Source organism: Streptomyces sp. NBC_01255, assembly GCF_036226445.1.
Taxonomy (GTDB): Bacteria; Actinomycetota; Actinomycetes; order Streptomycetales; family Streptomycetaceae; genus Streptomyces.
In genome coordinates, this window is sequence record NZ_CP108474.1 from 2705327 (window position 1) to 2724303 (window position 18977).

At 72.0% G+C, this 18977-nt stretch carries 15 protein-coding genes; 10 read left to right on the plus strand and 5 right to left on the minus strand.

All coding sequences use genetic code 11. The features are described from left to right. The first annotated feature begins 81 nt into the window (after positions 1 to 81). From OG357_RS11705 to glgB, 5 genes are all read left to right on the plus strand, one after another. A complete protein-coding gene (locus OG357_RS11705) occupies positions 82 to 1038 on the plus strand; it encodes an SDR family oxidoreductase (protein WP_329621090.1) in 957 nt (318 codons plus the stop codon). 314 nt (positions 1039 to 1352) lie between these two features. After that, complete coding sequence (locus tag OG357_RS11710; RefSeq protein WP_329621091.1) at positions 1353 to 3338, plus strand: alpha-1,4-glucan--maltose-1-phosphate maltosyltransferase; 1986 nt, start codon at positions 1353 to 1355, stop codon at positions 3336 to 3338. After that, the gene (gene treS, locus OG357_RS11715; protein WP_329621092.1) at positions 3335 to 5029 is read left to right on the plus strand and encodes a maltose alpha-D-glucosyltransferase; all 1695 of its coding nucleotides are present in this window, start codon (positions 3335 to 3337) and stop codon (positions 5027 to 5029) included. The genes OG357_RS11710 and treS overlap by 4 nt, the downstream gene beginning before the upstream one ends. 233 nt (positions 5030 to 5262) lie before the next feature. Further along, on the plus strand, positions 5263 to 6612 hold the full coding sequence (locus tag OG357_RS11720) for a maltokinase N-terminal cap-like domain-containing protein (protein ID WP_329621093.1): 1350 nt from the start codon (positions 5263 to 5265) through the stop codon (positions 6610 to 6612). Positions 6613 to 7041: 429 nt separating this feature from the next. Beyond that, the gene (gene glgB / locus OG357_RS11725) at positions 7042 to 9309 is read left to right on the plus strand and encodes a 1,4-alpha-glucan branching enzyme (protein ID WP_329621094.1); all 2268 of its coding nucleotides are present in this window, start codon (positions 7042 to 7044) and stop codon (positions 9307 to 9309) included. Here the strand turns inward: glgB and OG357_RS11730 are convergent. Together OG357_RS11730 and OG357_RS11735 are read right to left on the minus strand one after the other, a co-directional pair. Continuing rightward, on the minus strand, positions 9296 to 11530 hold the full coding sequence (locus tag OG357_RS11730) for a HelD family protein (protein WP_329621095.1): 2235 nt from the start codon (positions 11528 to 11530) through the stop codon (positions 9296 to 9298). The two genes, glgB and OG357_RS11730, sit on opposite strands and share 14 nt — an antisense overlap. A 108-nt stretch (positions 11531 to 11638) precedes the next feature. Then, on the minus strand, positions 11639 to 12307 hold the full coding sequence (locus tag OG357_RS11735) for a DUF4386 domain-containing protein (RefSeq protein ID WP_329621096.1): 669 nt from the start codon (positions 12305 to 12307) through the stop codon (positions 11639 to 11641). 84 nt (positions 12308 to 12391) lie between these two features. Here OG357_RS11735 and OG357_RS11740 point away from each other — a divergent pair, with 84 nt between their 5' ends. Then, entirely contained in the window at positions 12392 to 13093 is a 702-nt protein-coding gene (locus tag OG357_RS11740) for a TetR/AcrR family transcriptional regulator (protein WP_329621097.1), read from the plus strand. 13 nt (positions 13094 to 13106) lie between these two features. On the opposite strand, the gene OG357_RS11745 is transcribed toward OG357_RS11740, so the two are convergent. The 3 genes from OG357_RS11745 to OG357_RS11755 are packed head-to-tail and all read right to left on the minus strand — an operon-like array spanning position 13107 to position 14469. Continuing rightward, the gene (locus OG357_RS11745) at positions 13107 to 13448 is read right to left on the minus strand and encodes a thioredoxin family protein (RefSeq protein WP_329621098.1); all 342 of its coding nucleotides are present in this window, start codon (positions 13446 to 13448) and stop codon (positions 13107 to 13109) included. A gap of 5 nt (positions 13449 to 13453) precedes the next feature. Then, entirely contained in the window at positions 13454 to 13873 is a 420-nt protein-coding gene (locus tag OG357_RS11750) for a MerR family transcriptional regulator (RefSeq protein WP_329621099.1), read from the minus strand. A gap of 53 nt (positions 13874 to 13926) precedes the next feature. Further along, positions 13927 to 14469 (minus strand): Lrp/AsnC family transcriptional regulator, encoded by a 543-nt coding sequence (locus OG357_RS11755; RefSeq protein ID WP_329621100.1) that lies wholly within the window; start codon positions 14467 to 14469, stop codon positions 13927 to 13929. A gap of 67 nt (positions 14470 to 14536) precedes the next feature. On the opposite strand from OG357_RS11755, the gene OG357_RS11760 reads away from it, so the two are divergent. From OG357_RS11760 to OG357_RS11775, 4 genes are all read left to right on the plus strand, one after another. After that, on the plus strand, positions 14537 to 15439 hold the full coding sequence (locus OG357_RS11760; RefSeq protein ID WP_329621101.1) for an NAD-dependent epimerase/dehydratase family protein: 903 nt from the start codon (positions 14537 to 14539) through the stop codon (positions 15437 to 15439). Beyond that, positions 15439 to 16320, plus strand: a complete 882-nt coding sequence (locus OG357_RS11765) for an aldo/keto reductase (protein ID WP_329621102.1) — start codon at positions 15439 to 15441, stop codon at positions 16318 to 16320. Before OG357_RS11760 ends, OG357_RS11765 begins: the two co-directional genes overlap by 1 nt. Before the next feature lie 129 nt (positions 16321 to 16449). Further along, positions 16450 to 17961 carry a glycoside hydrolase family 16 protein gene (locus tag OG357_RS11770; protein ID WP_329621103.1) on the plus strand — a complete coding sequence of 504 codons (1512 nt, stop codon included), beginning with the start codon at positions 16450 to 16452 and terminating at the stop codon, positions 17959 to 17961. Between the two features lie 14 nt (positions 17962 to 17975). Next, complete coding sequence (locus OG357_RS11775; RefSeq protein ID WP_329621104.1) at positions 17976 to 18908, plus strand: DUF1996 domain-containing protein; 933 nt, start codon at positions 17976 to 17978, stop codon at positions 18906 to 18908. Positions 18909 to 18977: the final 69 nt, after the last annotated feature.

Genomic DNA, 18977 nt, shown 5'->3' on the forward strand with positions numbered 1-18977 from the left:
AACAGCCGAAGCCGCCGCGACGAGCCTGGAAGGCAGCCGACACGACAGCAGCGACAGCCTATCGAAGGGCCTCAGAAACACATGTCCAGTGAGATTCCGATGCGGGTGGCGGTCGTGGGCGCGACCGGTTTCCAGGGCGGTGCGGTGGCCCGTCTGCTGGCCGAGCGGCACCACCGGGTCCGTGCCCTGACGCGGCGCCCGGAGGCGGACCGGCCGCCGCTTCCCGGCGCCTTCTTCCTCGCCGGCGACCTGGGGCGGCCGGGCGACGTGCGGCGGCTCTTCGAGGGGACGACGCACGCGTTCGTCACGATGCCGCTGGTGTACGACCCCGAGCGGGTGGAGGCGTACGCGCGGAACATCGCCGAGGCGGCCCTGGAGGCGGGCACGCTCCGGCTCGTCTTCAACACCAACACCCGTGTCCCGCACGGCCCGACGGAGTTCGCCGCCTTCGAGACGCGGCGCCTCGCGGAGCAGGTGCTGCGGGACAGCGGGGTGCCGCTCGTGGTCATCCGGCCGCCGGTCTACCTCGACAACCTCTTCTCGCCGTGGAACGGTCCCGCCCTCGTCGACGAGGGCGTGCTCGCCTATCCGCTGCCGGAGTCGGCGCGGACGGCGTGGATCTCGCACCGGGGCCTGGCGGAGGCGGCGCTCGCTGCGCTGACCCGGGAGGACCTGGAGGGGCGGACGTTCGACATCGGCGGTGCGGCGGAGCTGACGGGCGGCGAGCTCGCGGCCGCCTTCGGCCGCGGCCTGGGCCGGACGGTCCGCTACCAGGAGCTGGATCCGGTCGACTTCGAGCACGGGCTCGCCGGGCTCCTCGGTCCCGCGGCGGCGGCCGGGGTGGCCGGGATCTACCACTACATGGCGAGCGACGCGGATCCGCTGCTCATGGCGGGCGACGACGGGGTGTCGGCGGAGGCACTCGCGCTCGAACCGGCCCCGGTGGAGGAGTGGGTGGCCCGCCAGCCCTGGCAGGTCTGGGCGGCGGACCCGGAGGAGACGGACGCCGAGGAGACGGACACGTCCCCGCACCGCTGACCCGCGCACCCGAGAAGAGCCCCGCCTCCGTGAGGCGGGGCTTTTCACGTCGTTCGCGCTCTTGCCCGCGCGCCTACGCCCGAGTAGTTAACAAAGCGCCGGATTGCCCACCCGACAACCGGGGGAAGGCTCCTCCGGTACACCCCCGGACCCCAAGAGATCCCGTAGATCCCGTACTCCCTGTGCACCCGCCATTCGAGTGAACGCGGACAGGAGCCGTCATGCCCGCAACCCGCCGGCCGTCGACGGAGCTAGAAAGAGCGCACCACCACCCGCACCCCCGTAACCCGTCAGGTGATGCTGTGAATCCGCTCATGGGACGCATTCCCGTACTGGACGTACGCCCGCTGGTCGACTGTGGCCGGCGCCCCGCGAAAGCGGTGGCAGGAGAGACCTTCGAGGTGACGGCGACCGTCTTCCGCGAGGGTCACGACGCGGTCGCCGCCAATGTCGTGCTGCGCGGCCCGTCCGGCCGCCCCGGCCCGTGGACCCCGATGCGCGAACTGGCCCCCGGTACCGACCGGTGGGGCGCCGAGGTCACCCCGGACGCCGAGGGCCTGTGGACGTACACCGTGGAGGCCTGGAGCGACCCGATGGCCACCTGGCGCCATACGGCCAGGATCAAGATCCCGGCCGGGATCGACTCCGAACTGGTCCTCGCCGAGGGGGCCGAGCTGCACGAGCGGGCCGCGAAGGGCGTCCCGAAGAAGGGCGGCGGCCGGGAGGCCGTGCTCGCCGCCGCGGACGCGCTGCGCGACGTCTCCCGCCCGGCGGCCGTCCGGCTCGCGGCGGCGCTCGCACCGCGCGTCGTCGAGTCCCTCGACCGCCACCCGCTGCGCGAACTCCTCTCCTCCTCCCCCGCGTTGCCGCTCCAGGTGGAGCGCGAGCGGGCCCTGTTCGGTTCCTGGTACGAGTTCTTCCCGCGCTCGGAGGGCGTGCGGAAGGTCAAGGGCCGTACGGTCCCGGGGAACTTCCACACCGCGGCCGAACGCCTCCCGGCGGTCGCGGCGATGGGCTTCGACGTGGTCTACCTCCCGCCGGTCCACCCGATCGGCGAGACCCACCGCAAAGGCCCGAACAACTCCCTGTCGGCGTCCCCGAGCGACGTGGGCGTGCCGTGGGCGATCGGCTCCCCGGAGGGCGGGCACGACGCGCTCCACCCGGACCTGGGCACCTTCGAGGACTTCGACGCCTTCGTGGCGCGCGCCCGGGAGCTGCGTCTGGAGATCGCCCTGGACTTCGCGCTCCAGTGCTCGCCGGACCACCCGTGGGTGGAGAAGCACCCGGAGTGGTTCCACCACCGGCCGGACGGTTCGATCGCGTACGCGGAGAACCCGCCGAAGAAGTACCAGGACATCTATCCGATCGCGTTCGACACCGACATGGACGGGATCGTCGCGGAGACCGTGCGGGTGCTGCGGCACTGGATGGACCACGGTGTGCGGATCTTCCGCGTCGACAATCCGCACACCAAGCCGGTGGTGTTCTGGGAGCGGGTGATCGGCGAGATCAACCGGGCCGACCCGGACGTCATCTTCCTGGCGGAGGCGTTCACGCGGCCCGCGATGATGCGGACGCTCGGCGCGATCGGCTTCCAGCAGTCGTACACGTACTTCACCTGGCGCAACACCAAGGAGGAGCTGACGGAGTACCTCACCGAGCTGTCCGGGGAGACGGCCGCGCAGATGCGGCCGAACTTCTTCGTGAACACCCCCGACATCCTGCACGCCTACCTCCAGGAGGGCGGCCGGCCCGCGTTCGAGGCGCGGGCGGTGCTCGCGGCCACCCTCTCGCCGTCCTGGGGCATGTACGCCGGGTACGAGCTGTGCGAGGGCACCGCGCTGCGGGACGGCAGTGAGGAGTACCTGGACTCGGAGAAGTACGAACTGCGGCCGCGCGACTGGGAGTCGGAGGAGCGGGCCGGGAGGACGATCACCCCGCTGATCACCACCCTGAACCGGATCAGGCGCCGTCACCCGGCGCTCCGCAGGCTGCGGAACATCACCTTCCACGAGACCGACAACCCGCAGGTGATCGCGTACAGCAAGCGGTCGGGTTCGAACACCGTTCTGATGGTCGTCAACCTCGACCCGCACCACACCCAGGAGGCGACGGTCTCGTTGGACATGCCGGAACTCGGCCTCGACTGGCACGAGACCGTGCCGGTGCGCGACGAGCTCACCGGCGAGACCTATCACTGGGGCAGGGCCAGCTACGTGCGCCTAGAGCCGGGTGTCACACCCGCGCACGTCCTCGTCCTGCGACCGTCCCCGCAGACCGGAGGGTCACCCACATCATGACTGTCAACGAGCCCGTCCCCGACACCTTCGAGGACACCCCCGCCAAGGACCGCGATCCCGACTGGTTCAAGCGGGCGGTCTTCTACGAGGTCCTCGTCCGTTCCTTCCAGGACAGCAACGGCGACGGCGTCGGCGACCTGAAGGGCATCACGGCCAAGCTGGACTACCTCCAGTGGCTCGGCGTGGACTGCCTCTGGCTTCCGCCGTTCTTCAAGTCCCCCCTGAGGGACGGCGGATACGACGTCGCGGACTACACCTCGGTGCTCCCCGAGTTCGGCGACCTGGCCGACTTCGTCGAGTTCGTCGACGCGGCCCACCAGCGCGGGATGCGCGTGGTCATCGACTTCGTCATGAACCACACGAGCGACCAGCACGAGTGGTTCCAGGAGTCCCGGCGCGACCCCGAAGGGCCGTACGGCGACTACTACGTCTGGGCCGACGACGACAAGCAGTACGCGGACGCCCGGATCATCTTCGTCGACACGGAGTCCTCCAACTGGACCTTCGACCCGGTCCGCAAGCAGTACTACTGGCACCGGTTCTTCTCGCACCAGCCGGACCTCAACTACGAGAACCCGGCGGTGCAGGAGGAGATCCTCTCCGCGCTGAAGTTCTGGCTGGACCTGGGGATCGACGGCTTCCGGCTCGACGCGGTGCCGTACCTGTACCAGCAGGAGGGCACCAACTGCGAGAACCTCCCGGCCACCCACGGCTTCCTCAAGCGGGTCCGCAAGGAGATCGACGACCACTACCCGGACACGGTGCTGCTCGCCGAGGCGAACCAGTGGCCTGAGGACGTCGTCGACTACTTCGGCGACTTCCGCTCGGGCGGCGACGAGTGCCACATGGCCTTCCACTTCCCGGTCATGCCCCGCATCTTCATGGCCGTGCGGCGCGAGTCCCGCTACCCGGTCTCGGAAATCCTCGCGAAGACGCCGGAGATCCCGTCCGGCTGTCAGTGGGGCATCTTCCTGCGCAACCACGACGAGCTCACGCTCGAAATGGTCACGGACGAAGAGCGGGACTACATGTACGCCGAGTACGCCAAGGACCCGCGGATGCGGGCCAACATCGGCATCCGGCGCCGCCTCGCCCCGCTCCTCGACAACGACCGCAAGCAGATGGAGCTCTTCACCGGGCTGCTCTTCTCGCTGCCCGGTTCGCCGGTGCTCTACTACGGCGACGAGATCGGCATGGGCGACAACATCTGGCTGGGCGACCGGGACGGGGTGCGGACCCCGATGCAGTGGACGCCCGACCGGAACGCGGGCTTCTCCTCCTGCGACCCGGGGCGGCTCTACCTGCCGGCCATCATGGACCCGGTCCACGGCTACCAGGTGACGAACGTCGAGGCAGGGATGGCCTCCCCGTCCTCCCTGCTGCACTGGACGAAGCGGATGATCGAGATCCGTAAGCAGAACCGGGCCTTCGGCACGGGGACGTACACGGAACTCCCGGCGTCCAACCCGGCGGTGCTCGCCTTCCTGAGGGAGGACGGCGACGACCTGGTCCTCTGCGTGAACAACTTCTCGCGGTTCGCGCAGCCGACCGAGCTGGACCTGCGGCGCTTCGCCGGCAGCCAGCCGGTGGAGCTGATCGGCGGAGTGACGTTCCCGGCCATCGGCGAACTGCCCTACCTCCTGACCCTTGCGGGACACGGCTTCTACTGGTTCCGTCTCAAGAGGGGCTGACCGACGGTCAGTTCGGATTCGTCCGGGGTGGGACGGTTTCCCCCGTCCCCCTCTGGGCACTGTGTCACACACACGATTCAGGTCCATACGGGCCTTCTTGCCGGGCCCATACGGATCTTCCCCTTCCGACACGTCCCGCACTTCCGGACAGTCCAAGCCGCCATCCGGGACACTCTGCGCATTTGAACGCATACGACGCCCACTTGCGCGCCCCGGGGAAAGGACGCGATGCCATGCAGGAGACCGCATCCACCACCCGGGCCCCGGACGCCCTCCTTCCGTGCCTCGCTCCCCTGCTCCACGAATGGCTGCCCCGGCAGCGCTGGTTCGCGGGCAAGGGCCGCCGGGTCATCGGATTCACGCTGGACACGGCCACCGAGCTGCTGCCCCTGGACGGCGCGGGACCCGGTCTCCTCCATCTGCTCGTACGGGTCGACCAGCCCGGCCGCCCGGCCGGCACGCCCGCCGACTGCTACCAACTGCTCCTGGGCGTACGGACCCAGCTCCCGCCCCGCCTCGCCCCCGCCCTGATCGGGCGGATCCGGCAGGGCCCGCTCGCCGGACGCGCGGTCTACGAAGGGCTGCGCGACCCGCGGCTCGCGGGACTCCTCTACGAGCGGCTGCGCACCCCGGGCCGGACCGGCCCCCTGCGCTTCCACGCCACGACGCCCCTGCCGCCCGCCCTGGCCCCCCGCATGCTGGACGCCGAGCAATCCAACTCCTCCCTCGTATACGGGGATTCGTACATCCTGAAGATCTTCCGGCGGGTCAGCCCGGGCGCGAACCCCGACCTCGAACTGCCCCTCGCCCTGAGCCGGGCCGGCTGCGCACGCGTGCCGGCCCCGGTCGCCTGGTTCGAGTCGGGGGCCGCGACCCTCGGCGTCCTCCAGCCCTTCCTCCGGGACTCCCGGGACGGCTGGCGGCTCGCGCTCGACGCGCTGGCCGACGGGCGGGAGTTCGCCACCGAGGCGCGGGCCCTCGGCCGGGCCACGGCCGAGGTCCACCTCGCGCTCGCCGACGCGCTGCCGACCCGGCGGCTGCGGCGGTCCGAGACCGAGCACCTCGCCGCCGCGATGGACCGGCGGCTGCACGCGGCGGCGCAGGCGGTGCCGGCGCTCCTGCCGTACGTACCGGGGCTGCGGGCCGTCTTCGCGGCGGCCGGCGGGGCGCCCGGCGCGGGGGCGCTCCAGCGCATCCACGGCGACCTGCACCTGGGGCAGACCCTGCGGGGCTCCGACGGCGGCTGGGCCGTCATCGACTTCGAGGGCGAACCGGCGAAGCCGCTCGACGAGCGGCGGAGCCCGCAGCCCACGGTCCGCGACGTCGCGGGAATGCTCCGCTCCTTCGACTACGCGGCCCGCACCCACCGCCCGTGGAACGCGGACTGGGCGGCGCGCTGCCGGGCCGCGTACTGCACGGGCTACGCCGAGGCGGCGGGCACGGACCCCCGTGCGGACCCCGCCCTTCTCCGCGCCTACGAGACCGACAAGGCGGTCTACGAGGTCGTCTACGAGGCCCGCCACCGCCCGGACTGGCTCCCGGTCCCGATGTCCGCGATCGAACGCCTGGCGGCCTCACGGTGAATCACACCCGTCGCGGGTGGCCGTACCGCCGAGCGTCTTCGTTGTGGGCAGTCGTTCCGCTGGGGCGGAACGGGTGGGCACAACGGGACGGCGCCCTCCGCGGGCGCCTCCGCCCCCTGTTCCCCACCCCCACGGACGGGGCCCTGGACGGTGCGGATCCCGGTGGTGCGGGTCGGCGCAGGGGGCGGAGGCGCCGCCAAGGGCGCCGTCCCGTGTGCCCACCCGTCCCGCCCTGCGGGACGCCTGCCCACACGGCGGGTGCTGGCCCCGCGCAGGCCAGGTACCCGTTCGGCCCAGCCGCGGGCGGCCCCGTACCGCTCTCGCCTGCGGTGACCTCCACGCGCCCCGTTCGGCCGAGTGTCCCGCGTACGCGCGATGCCGTTTCCTACCCCGTACACCCGTACCCCTCGCCCTCCAGGAGGCACCCCCGTGACCGCCCGATCCGCAGGCAAGACGTCCCGCGCAAGGAAGACGCCCGCACCGGACCGGACCGCCGTGCGGAAGGCGCCACCCCTCGATCCGGGTGACCGCGCCCGGCTGCTCGCGGGCGAGCACCACGACCCGCACGGCGTGCTGGGGGCCCACCCGGTGCGCGGTGGGGTCGTGGTGCGGGTGCTGCGCCCGTGGGCGAAGGAGGTGGCCGTCCTCGCCAAGGGGCGTCGCGTCGTGCTGGACGACGACGGCGACGGGCTCTTCTCCTGCCTGCTGCCGCTCCTTCGCAAGGTGCCCGCGTACGAGCTGCGCGTGCGGTACGAGGAGGGGGGTGACGAGCTCGCCGTCGTCGACCCGTACCGCTTCCTGCCCGCCCTCGGCGAGCTCGATCTGCACCTCATCGGCGAGGGACGGCACGAGGAGCTGTGGACGGCGCTCGGCTCCCACCCCCTGACCCACGAGGGTGTCGCCGGCACCCGATTCGCCGTCTGGGCACCGAACGCCCGCGGGGTCCGCGTCACCGGCGACTTCACGCACTGGGACGGCACGGCGCTGCCGATGCGCTCGCTGGGTTCGACGGGCGTGTGGGAGCTGTTCGTGCCGGGCGTCGGCGAGGGAGCCGTCTACAAGTACGACATCGCCCGGCCCGACGGTTCGCACACCGTGCGCGCGGACCCGATGGCCCGCCGCACCGAGTGCCCGCCGAACACCGCGTCCATCGTCACCGCCTCGCACTACACGTGGGACGACGCCGAGTGGATGGACCGGCGCGGCGCCCGACCGCACCACGAGTCCCCGCTGTCCGTGTACGAGCTCCATCTGCCGTCGTGGCGGCCCGGGCTGACGTACCGCGAGCTCGCCGAGCAGCTGCCCGGCTACGTCCGCGACCTCGGTTTCACGCACGTGGAGTTCATGGCCGTCGCCGAGCACCCGTTCAGCGGCTCCTGGGGTTACCAGGTCACCGGCTTCTACGCGCCGACGGCCCGGATGGGCACCCCCGACGACTTCAAGCACCTGGTCGACGCCCTGCACCGGGCCGGGATCGGGGTCCTGATGGACTGGGTCCCGGCGCACTTCCCGAAGGACGACTGGGCGCTCGCCGAGTTCGACGGGCGTCCGCTGTACGAGCACGAGGACCCGCGCCGCTCGCACCACCCCGACTGGGGGACCCTGGAGTTCGACTACGGGCGCAAGGAGGTGCGGAACTTCCTCGTCGCCAACGCCGTGTACTGGTGCCAGGAGTTCCACCTCGACGGGCTCCGGGTCGACGCGGTGGCGTCGATGCTCTACCTCGACTACTCGCGCGAGCACGGCGAGTGGCTGCCGAACGAGTTCGGCGGCCGGGAGAACCTGGACGCGGTGGCCTTCCTCCAGGAGATGAACGCCACCGTCTACCGCCGATGCCCGGGGATCGTCACCTTCGCCGAGGAGTCCACGGCCTGGGACGGCGTGACGCGGGCGACGGACCAGGTGGGCCCCGGCGGCTTCGGCGGTCTGGGCTTCGGCATGAAGTGGAACATGGGCTGGATGCACGACTCGCTGGGGTACGCGGAGAAGGAGCCGGTGCACCGCAAGTACCACCACCACGAGATGACCTTCTCGATGGTGTACGCGTACAGCGAGAACTACATCCTGCCGATCTCCCACGACGAGGTCGTGCACGGCAAGCGGTCGCTGGTGTCGAAGATGCCGGGCGACTGGTGGCAGCAGCGGGCCAACCACCGGGCCTACCTGGGCTTCATGTGGGCCCACCCGGGCAAGCAACTCCTCTTCATGGGGCAGGAGTTCGCCCAGGGTGCGGAGTGGTCGGCGGAGCACGGTCCCGACTGGTGGCTGCTCGATCCGGCGTACGGGGCGGAGCCGGACCACCGGGGCGTGCGGGATCTCGTACGGGACCTGAACACCGTGTACGCGGCGAACCCGTCGCTCTGGGAGCGGGACACCGTCCCGGACGGCTTCCAGTGGGTGGTCGGGGACGCCGCCGAGGACAACGTCTTCGCGTTCCTGCGCTTCGACGGCTTCGGCTCCCCGCTGCTCGCCGTCTGCAACTTCTCGCCGGTCGTGCGGCACGACTACCGGATCGGTGTGCCGGACACCTTCGCCGCCTGGGCGGAGGTCCTGAACACGGACGCCGCCCGGTACGGCGGCGGGGACGTGGTGGGCACCGACCCGGTGAAGACCGAGTCGGTGCCGTGGCACGGCCGTTCGGCGAGCGTACGGATGACGCTGCCGCCGCTGGCGACGGTCTGGCTCAGGCCGGCCTGATCACGCCCAGCCGCTGGGTCGCCCGGGTCAGCGCCACGTACAGGTCGTTGATCCCGTGCGGGGCGCCGGCCACGATGCCGTCCGGGTCGACGACCAGGACCGTGTCGAACTCCAGGCCCTTCGCCTGCCGGGGGTCGAGCAGGACCACCGGCAGGGTGAGGTCGGGCGTCGCTCCGTGGGCGGCGTCCGGCAGGGCCTCGACCAGGCCGGGGAGCAGGCCCTCCGGGGCGATCACGGCGAGCCGGCCCTCGGTCCGCAACTCGGCGGCGACGGCGTCGGCGGCCTCCTTCACCGGGTCGTCGACCGTCCGGTCCCAGGGCGCCGCACCGGTGGAGCGGACGGACCGGGGCGGTTCGAAGCCCGGGTCGGCGGCCCGCCGCACCTCGGCGGCGACCTCCATGATCTCGGCGGGCGTGCGGTAGTTGACCCCGAGGCGTACGTGCTCCCAGCGGTCCTGCACGTACGGGGTGAGGATCCGCTCCCAGGCGCCGACGCCGGCGGGGTCGCCGGTCTGGGCGGGGTCGCCGACCAGGGTCATGGAGCGGGTCGGGCTGCGGCGCATGAGGAGCCGCCAGGCCATCGCGGAGAGCTCCTGGGCCTCGTCCACGATGATGTGGCCGAAGGCCCAGGTGCGGTCGGCGGCGGCGCGCTCGGCGGCGGTGCGGTGGTCGGCCTCCTCGTGCCGCTCGGCGAACCGCTCGGCGTCGATGATGTCGTGGGCGGAGAGGACCTCGGAGGCGTCCTCGTCCAGCTCCTCCTTGTCCTCGAACTCGTAGGTGCGCGAGGCGTACGAGACGTCGAGGACGCCCTGCGCGTACTGGATCTGGCGCTGCCGCTCGGCCTCCTGGGCGGCGCGGGCGGCCGAGTCGTCCTCGCCGAGGAGTTCGGCGGCCTCGTCGAGGAGCGGCACGTCGCCGGGGGTCCACTCCCCGCTGTCGCGGCGGATCGCCGCCGCGTCCGCGTCGTCGAGGTGGGTGGGCTCGGTGAGGTAGTCGGCCAGGAACTCCTGGGGCGTGAGGGCCGGCCAGAGGGTGTCGACGGCGGCGTGCACGTCGGGGTTGGCGGCGATGCCCTTGGCGAGCAGCGCCCGGTCGTCGGCGCCGAGGAAGTTGGGGCCGCCGTAGGGGTCGGCGCCGATGCGGTCGGCGAGCTGCTCCGCGAGGGCGTCCAGGATCCGGAAGACGAAGTAGGGGCGGGCGAGGTTGTGCGGGAGGACGGTCTCGCGGGCCTTGTGGCGGGCCTCCAGGGCCATGTCCCAGTCGATGACCAGGTCCCCGTCATCGTGCGGGACGACGAGGGGCGCGCCGCGCTCGGGGACCTGCTGGCGGTCGCGTACGGCCGCGGCGAGGGCGTCGGCCATGGCGGCGGAGCCCTTGACGGCGGCGGCGCGCGGGGTGTCGGTGCCGGTGGCGCGGACACCGGGGAAGAGTTCGGCGGGGGTGGCGAGCAGGACGCCGGTCTCGCCGAGGGAGGGCAGGACGTTCCCGATGTAGCCGAGGAAGGCGGGGTTGGGGCCGACGATGAGGACGGCCCGCTTGGCGAGCTGCTCCCGGTGGGCGTAGAGAAGGTACGCGGCCCGGTGCAGCGCGACGGCGGTCTTGCCGGTGCCGGGGCCGCCCTCGACGACGAGGACGCCGTGGTGCGGGGAGCGGATGATGCCGTCCTGCTCGGCCTGGATGGTCTGCACGATGTCGTGCATGCGGCCGGTACGGGCGGCGTCGAGCGCGGCGAGCAGCACCTCGTCGGCGTCACGGCTCTCGTGCCCGGTGCGGGTGGCGTCGGCGAGGTCGAGGACCTCGTCGTGGAGGGTGGTGACCTCGCGGCCCCGGGTGCCGATGTGCCGGCGGCGGGAGAGCCCCATGGGCTCGTAGCCGGTGGCGAGGTAGAAGGGCCTGGCGATCTCGGCACGCCAGTCGACGACGAGCGGCGTGCGGTTCGGGTCGTCCCTGCGGATGCCGATCCGCCCGATGTGGTGGTCGCGGCCGTCGCGGAAGACGAGCCGGCCGAAGCAGAGCCCGCTCTCCCCCGCGTCGAAGGCGGCGAGCAGCCCGGACTGTTCGGCGACGGTCACGTCCCGTTCGAGGCGGCCCTGGTTGCTGCCGACCCCGGGGGTGCGCAGGGCCTGGGCGACGGCGGCCTCGGCCCGGTCCCTCAGGTCGTCGAGCCGTGCGTACAGATCGGTGATGAATTGCTGTTCATTCCGAAATTCCTCGGTTGACAATTCGACTCCCGGCGCGATACAGTGCGTTTATTGAACTCCTCCGTGCCTTTTCTTTTTCCGGGCACGGAATCCATTAATATACGCGATGCAATACCCCGGCTGTCAATTCTAGTCGGGGTATTTCTGTGTCACCTGGAAGCCGCGGGTCAGGAGCCGGACGGCGAGGGTGACCTCCCAGGCGAAGACCGGGAGCGCGGCGAGGGTTCCGGGGACGGACACCTGCGCGTACAGGCCGAAGAGCACGGCCACCGCCGAGGCGCAGACGAGTGCGCCGCCCGCCAGGCCGAGCAGGGCGATCCAGGCCGGCACGAGGCCCGTGCGGCGCATCACGTACGCGAGGATCAGGGTGTTCGCCCCGAGGGCGACGTTGGGGCCGAGCAGGAACGTCCAGTCGTGCACCGCGACCAGCGCGCTCGCGGCCGCCCGGCCGCTCTCGCCGAGCAGGTCCTGCCGCAGGGTCACCACCGCGAGGACGCTGACGATGCCGACGGCGATCACGGCCGCTTCGAGCAGCCGGCCGCACACGTAGCCGACCGCCAGGGCCTCGTGCCGCCGCCTGATGACGGGGTAGAGCGCGACCCCGGTCCCGATCACGGCGACGAGCAGCACCATCTCGCACAGCGCCCCCGCCCGCACACGGGCGTCCGCGCCCGGCCCGAGGACGTACGCGGCGCCGTCGAGCACGGGGCCGTACAGCGCGAGTCCCGCGATCGCCGCGACCTCGGTGACCAGGAACAGCACTCCGGTCACCACGGCGGTCCTCCGTGTCGTGTCCACGAGCTTCCCCTTTCCCCCCAGGGGTGTACGGCGTACACCCACCTGTCGAGGGACACGGTAGGTGTACGGCGTACACTCGTCAACATGACTCAGCACCGCGGAGCGGGCGACCGCGCCCCCCTGAGCAGGCAGCGAATCCTGCGCGCCGCTGTCGCGCTGGCCGACGAGACCGGCGCCGAGGCGTTCAGCATGCGCCGCCTCGCCCAGGAGCTCGGCGTGGTCCCGATGGCGCTCTACAAGCACGTGGCCGGCAAGGACGAGCTCCTCGACGGCATGGTGGACGTCGTCGTCGGAGACATCGCCCCGCCGGAGCCCGGAGCGCCGTGGAAGACGGCCGTACGGCAGCAGATCCTCGCCGCCCGGGACGTGCTGCTGCGCCACCGCTGGGCCGCGTCCGTCATCGAGTCGCGTCCCGGTCCGACACCCGCCGTCCTCGGCCACCTCGACTCGGTGATCGGCACGTTCCGGGACGGCGGTCTCTCCGCGGACCTCACGCACCACGCGATGCACGCGCTGGGCACCCGCCTGCTGGGCTTCTCCCCCGAGCTGTTCGCCACCGGCGGGGCGGAACCGTCGCCCGGCGAGGCGGGCGAGGCCGCCGCGAAGGCGGCCGCCGCGGCCTATCCCCGGGTCGCGGAGATCGCCGCGGCCGCCGCCCACGACGCGGGCTCGACGGTCGGCGGAGGCTGCGACGACCTGTTCGAGTTCGTGTTCGCCCTCGACCTCCTCCTGGACGGCATCGAACGCCTCCACGGCCAGGGCTGGAGCTCCAGCCGCACCCCTTAGGGCCGGACAGGCCTCAGGGCGCCAGGACGTCCTCCAGTTCCTCCAGGAGGCGGCGCTTCGGGCGGGCCCCGACCAGCGACTTCACCGGCTCGCCCGCCCGGAAGACCATGAGCGTCGGGGTCCCGAGCACCCCGTACTTCACCGTGGTCTCCGGGTTCCGGTCGACGTCGATCTCGACGATCCGCAGCCGCGTCGCCTCTTCCACGGCGATCGCGGCGAGCACCGGCTTCAGTTGCCGGCACGGCCCGCACCACTCCGCCGTGAACTTCACCAGGACCGGCAGGTCGGCCCCCAGCACCTCCGTGCCGAAGTCCGCGTCCGTGACCTCGCCCACGCCCTCCGTGTACGTCGTCATCCCCGTCACCCCTCCGTCGTGTCCGTGTCCCGCTCCGTACCGAGCTCACACCGGGGTTCCGGGCCGCGCGGCAGCTCCGCCTCGGCCCGCAGCAGCTGGGCGCCCATCTGGGCGCGTACCGCCTGGAGCTGTTCGATCAGGCCGTCCAGTTCGGCGACCTTCCGCCGGTAGACGGCGATCGACGCGGGGCAGGCGTCCCCCGTCGGGTGCCCCTCGCGCAGGCAGTCGACGAACGGCCGCGTGTCCTCCAGCTCGAACCCGAAGTCCTGAAGGGTCCTGATCTGCTGGAGGAGCCGCAGGTCGTCCTCGTCGTACGTGCGGTACCCCTGCTCCGTGCGCCGCGCGGTCAGGAGGCCCCGGGACTCGTAGTACCGCAGAGTCCGCGTGGTGGTTCCCGCCCGCTCGGCCAGCTCTCCGATGCGCATGTCCCCGAACGTAAGCCTTGACGCCGACGTCAAGGCAAGCAGGGGCGGGGGCGTCAAGGACGGTGCGGGCCGGACGGCAGCAGCGGCTTCCGCTCCACCGGGGACGACAGCACGACCGAGGTCGTGGTCCGGCCGAGCGCCGACGTCTGCTCCAGGACGTCTTCCAGATGGACGGTGTCGGTGACGGCGACCTTGAGGATCCAGCAGTCCTCGCCCACCACGTGGTGGACCTCCAGGACCTCGGGGCGCGCGGTCAGTTCCAGGGTCCGCGGGTGCTTCAGGGTGTAACCGCCGTGCGGGTTCACCCGGATGAACGCCTGGATGCCGTAGCCGAGCCGGGCCGGGGACACATGGGCTCCGTAGCCGGTGACCGCCCCGCTCGCCTCCAGGCGGCGGACCCGCTCGGTGACGGCCGCGGGGCTGAGCCGGACGCGGCGGCCGAGCTCGCTGAGCTTGATCCGGCCGTCGGTCTGCAGGAGGTCCAGGATCTGCCGGTCGATGGGGTCGAAAGCGGCTGCCGAAGCGGCTGCCGAGGAATCGTCGGCGGCGGGGCGCGAAGGCCGAGGTTCCTTCGGTGCGGCGGCCGGAAATCCCATGAATCCCCCTTCAGATGGCGGAGGCACAACGTAACACTTGTCCTGTGACGCAAGGGAGTTGGGATTGATGGACATTCTGGTCATCGGCGGAAATCGCTATTTCGGAAAGCGGCTCATCGCTCTCCTGACGGAATCCGGGCACCGGATCACCGTGCTCAACCGGGGCTCTTCCGCCGCCCCCGCGGGAATCGAGCAGCTCGTGGCCGACCGTGACGACGAGGCCGCCCTGGAATCCGTTCTGGCGGACCGTTCGTTCGATGTCGTCGTGGACCAGGTCTGCTACACGCCGCGCCAGGCGGAGATCGCCCTGCGGGTGTTCGCGGCACGCACCGGGCGCTATGTGATGACGTCGACGGTGGAGGTGTACGAGTACGAGGACTCCGCCCCGGGCGTCCCGGTCGCCGAGTCCGTTCTCGACCTGGCCGCGGTGACCGTCGACACGGGCCTGGCCTGGGACGACCCGGAGTTCCGCGACGAGCACTACGGGGAGGGGAAGCGGCAGGCGGAGGCGGTGTTCGCGGCCGGGTCGCCGTTCGCCTGGACCTCGGTGCGGGTCGCCCATGTGCTGGGCGGCGACGACGACTTCACGGGCCGGCTCGACCACTACGTCGAGCGCGTCCGGGCCGGCGAACCGATCGCCGTCCCCGTCGTGAACCGTCCGGCGACCTATGTGTACGTGGAGGAGATCGCCGCGTTCCTCGCCTGGACGGTCGAGGCGGAATTCACCGGGCCGGTCAACGCCCATTCCCACGGCCCGCTCACCACGGCCGACATCTGCGCGGAGATCGAGAAGCAGGTGGGCGGCCGGACGGTGTTCCGGGAGGTCGAGGTCGGCGAGGTCTCGCCGTTCTCCTTCGCCCGCTCGTACGGGATGGACAACTCCCGTGCCACAGAGCTTGGTTACTCCTTCGGCCATGCGGCGGAATGGCTTTCGCGTGCCATCGCCGAGACGGTCGGGGCGATGCGCTGATGCTGACGAGAACGCTGGGGGACGTACGGGTCGGGGCGGTCGGCTTCGGCACGATGCCGCTCTCCATCGAGGGCCGCCCCGACGAGGCCCGGGCCATCGCGACCGTGCACGCGGCCCTGGACGCGGGCGTGACGCTGCTCGACACCGCCGACTCCTACCACCCGCCGGACGGCGCGCCCGGCGAGGGCGAGCTGCTCGTGTCGCGGGCCCTGGCCGCGTACGGGGGCCGCACGGACGACGTCCTCGTGGCGACGAAGGGCGGGCGCGGCCGGACGGCGGAAGGCGGCTGGACGGTGGACGGGCGGCCCGCGCACCTGCGGCGGGCGGCGGAGGACTCGGCCCGGCGACTGGGCGGGACGCCGATCGGGCTGTACCAGCTGCACAAGCCGGACCCGGCCGTCCCGTACGGCGAATCACTGGGCGCCCTACGGGAGTTGCTCGACGCGGGGACGGTCCGGCTGGCCGGGATCTCGAACGTGGACACGGAGCAGATCCTGCTGGCGCGCGAGATCCTGGGCGACCGGCTGGTCTCCGTGCAGAACCGCTACTCGCCGGCGGTCCGGGAGAGCGAGGCGGAGCTGCGGCTCTGCGCGGAGCTCGGGCTCGCCTTCATGCCGTGGAGCCCCCTGGGCGGGATCTCGCGCAGCTCACTCGACGGGGCGTCCGCCCTGGAGGAGGACCCGGAGTTCGGGGGGTTCCACCGGGTGGCGCGGGAGCGGGGGGTCAGTCCGCAGCGGGTGGCGCTCGCGTGGCTGCTCACGCGGTCGGAGACGGTGCTGCCGATCCCGGGCGCGAGCCGGCCGGAGACGGTGCGGGACTCGGCGGCGGCAGCCGAACTCCGGCTCTCGCCGGAGGAGTTGTCCCGACTGGGCGTTCAGTAACCGAAGACACCGGCCCCATTGACGGGGCCGGTGTCTCCAACTACAAAAGCTTCCTGAGAGCGCTCTGAGAGCGCTCTCAGGACCAGAACCCGTGCACACCCCGCGTACCGTCCCCCGGAGGTGTTCCCCTTGAGTTCCCCGAGCCGCGCCAGACGCACGTCCCGCACCCCCCGCGCATCCCGCGTCCCCCGCACCCCTCTGCTCGCCTCGCTCCTCGCCGGCGCCCTCGCCGCCGGCGCCCTCCTCGGCCTGGGCGGAGCAGGCAGCGCCAACGGCGCCGTGCCGCCCGCCCCCGGCTGGTCGCTCCAGTGGAGCGACGACTTCAACGGCCCCGACCGCGCCCTGCCGAACGGCGCCGACTGGCAGATCGACACCGGCCACGCGTACCCCGGCGGCCCCGGCAACTGGGGCACCGGAGAGATCCAGAACTACACGTCGAGCCCCGACAACCTGCGCCTCGACGGCACCGGCAACCTACGGATCACCCCGCTCCGGGACGGCGCCGGAAACTGGACCTCCGGCCGGATCGAGACCCGGCGCGCCGACTTCAAGGCCCCCGCGGGCGGGACCCTGCGCATCGAGGGCCGTATCCAGATGCCGAACGTCACCGGTGACGCGGCCCTCGGCTACTGGCCCGCCTTCTGGGCGCTCGGCTCCCCCTACCGTGGCAACTACTGGAACTGGCCCGGCATCGGCGAGTTCGACATCATGGAGAACGTCAACGGTCTCAACTCCGTCTGGGGCGTGCTGCACTGCGGCGTCAACCCGGGCGGCCCCTGCGGTGAGACCACGGGCATCGGCGCCAGCCGCGCCTGCCCCGGCGCGAGCTGCCAGTCGGCCTTCCACACGTACCGCTTCGAGTGGGACCGCTCGACCTCCCCGAACGAGCTGCGCTGGTACGTGGACGACCAGCTCTTCCACAGCGTGAACGAGGCCAGGGTCGGCGCCCAGACCTGGGCCGACATGACAAGCCACGCCGGGTACTTCCTGCTGCTCAACGTGGCGATGGGCGGGGCGTTCCCGGACGCGCTCGCCGGGCGGACCCCGACCGCCGCGACCGTCCCCGGGCGGCCGATGCTGGTCGACTACGTCGCGGTGTGGACGAAGGGCGGCGGCTCGACGACGCCGCCGACCACCCCGCCCACGACGCCGCCGACCACTCCCCCGCCGTCCGGCTCCGCGCAGCTGTACCTGCGCACGGGTGGTGGCGCCGGGGACGCGACCACGGCGTCGACGGTGTCGCTCGCCTCGGCGGGCGGCGCCAACCACGACGGGACTCCGGCCAACCCTCAGGTCTTCACCTCGGGGCCGATCACCCGGACGTACAACGGCGGCGCGACCCAGTTCGACCTGTTCGTGGACGCCGGCACGGCCGTCGCCAACGGGCAGCAGGTACGGGTCAGTTACGACCGTACGGGCGACGGTAGCTGGGAGCGGACGGAGACGTACCAGTACTTCGCGACCGATCCCGTACCGGGCTACGAGCACTACACCCAGGCGCGCGGGCTCAAGTCGGCCACCGGCAGCCACGGGAACCTGGTGAACGGCAAGGTCCGCGTCGAGGTGTGGAACGCCATCGGGAACGGACCGAGCACGCTCGGGACCGGCAACCAGTCCGCCGTCCGCATCCCCTTCGGCTGAGCGGGGGCGGCGAGATGAACCGGTTCCGCAGACTGCTGGCGGGCGCGGGCGCCGTCCTGGTCCTGGCCACCGCCGGGTGCACGACCGCCGCCCGGCCGGACCACTCGGGCCACGCGGCCCACCAGTACACGTACACGAAGGCCCAGCAGGCGGCGATCGTCGCCCAGGCCGCGGCCCCGCTGCGCGGCTCGGAGTTCCGCGCGGACTGCTTCTCCAGCCACCGGCGGGGCGACGACCCGATCGTCTTCCCCGGGCAGGCGGGCCGCTCCCACATCCACGAGTTCTACGGGAACAGGACGGCGAACGCCTCCTCGACGCTCCAGTCGCTGGCGGCCGGAACCACCAACTGCACCCCGCAGACGGACCTCTCCTCCTACTGGACCCCGACCCTGTACCAGAACGGCGTGCCCGTCGCCCCGGAGCGCGTCACCGTCTACTACCAGGGCATCACCGACCCCACCCGCGCCGTCGCGCACCCGCGCGGACTGCGCTACGTCGTCGGCAACGCCCTGGCCACCGGGCCCGAGCAGAACCCGGCCGCGCGCTGGTCCTGCGTGGGCCGGACCGAGTCCGGGCGGGACTTCCTGACCTGCCCGCCGGGGACCAAGCTGGAGAACTACCTGGACTTCCCGACCTGCTGGGACGGGAGGAACCTGGACAGTCCCAACCACCGCGACCACATGACGTACGCGGCGGGGCCGACCTGCCCGGCCAGTCATCCCGTCCCGGTGCCACGCCTGGAACTGCTGATCACCTGGCCGGTGAACGGCGGAGGACTGAGCCTGGCGGGCACCCGGAACGGAACGAACGTGACCGACGCGCCCGGCTACACCTTCCACGGCGACTTCTTCAACGCCTGGGACGAGGGCGAGCTGAGGCGCAGGGTCACCGACTGCGTCAACGCGGGCTACGTCTGCGGCACGGACGGACGCCCGATCCAGCAGTAGCGGGTCCCCGTACGGCGAGCACGAGAGGGACGGTCCCGGGCCGCGTTCGCGACCGGGACCGTCCCTCTC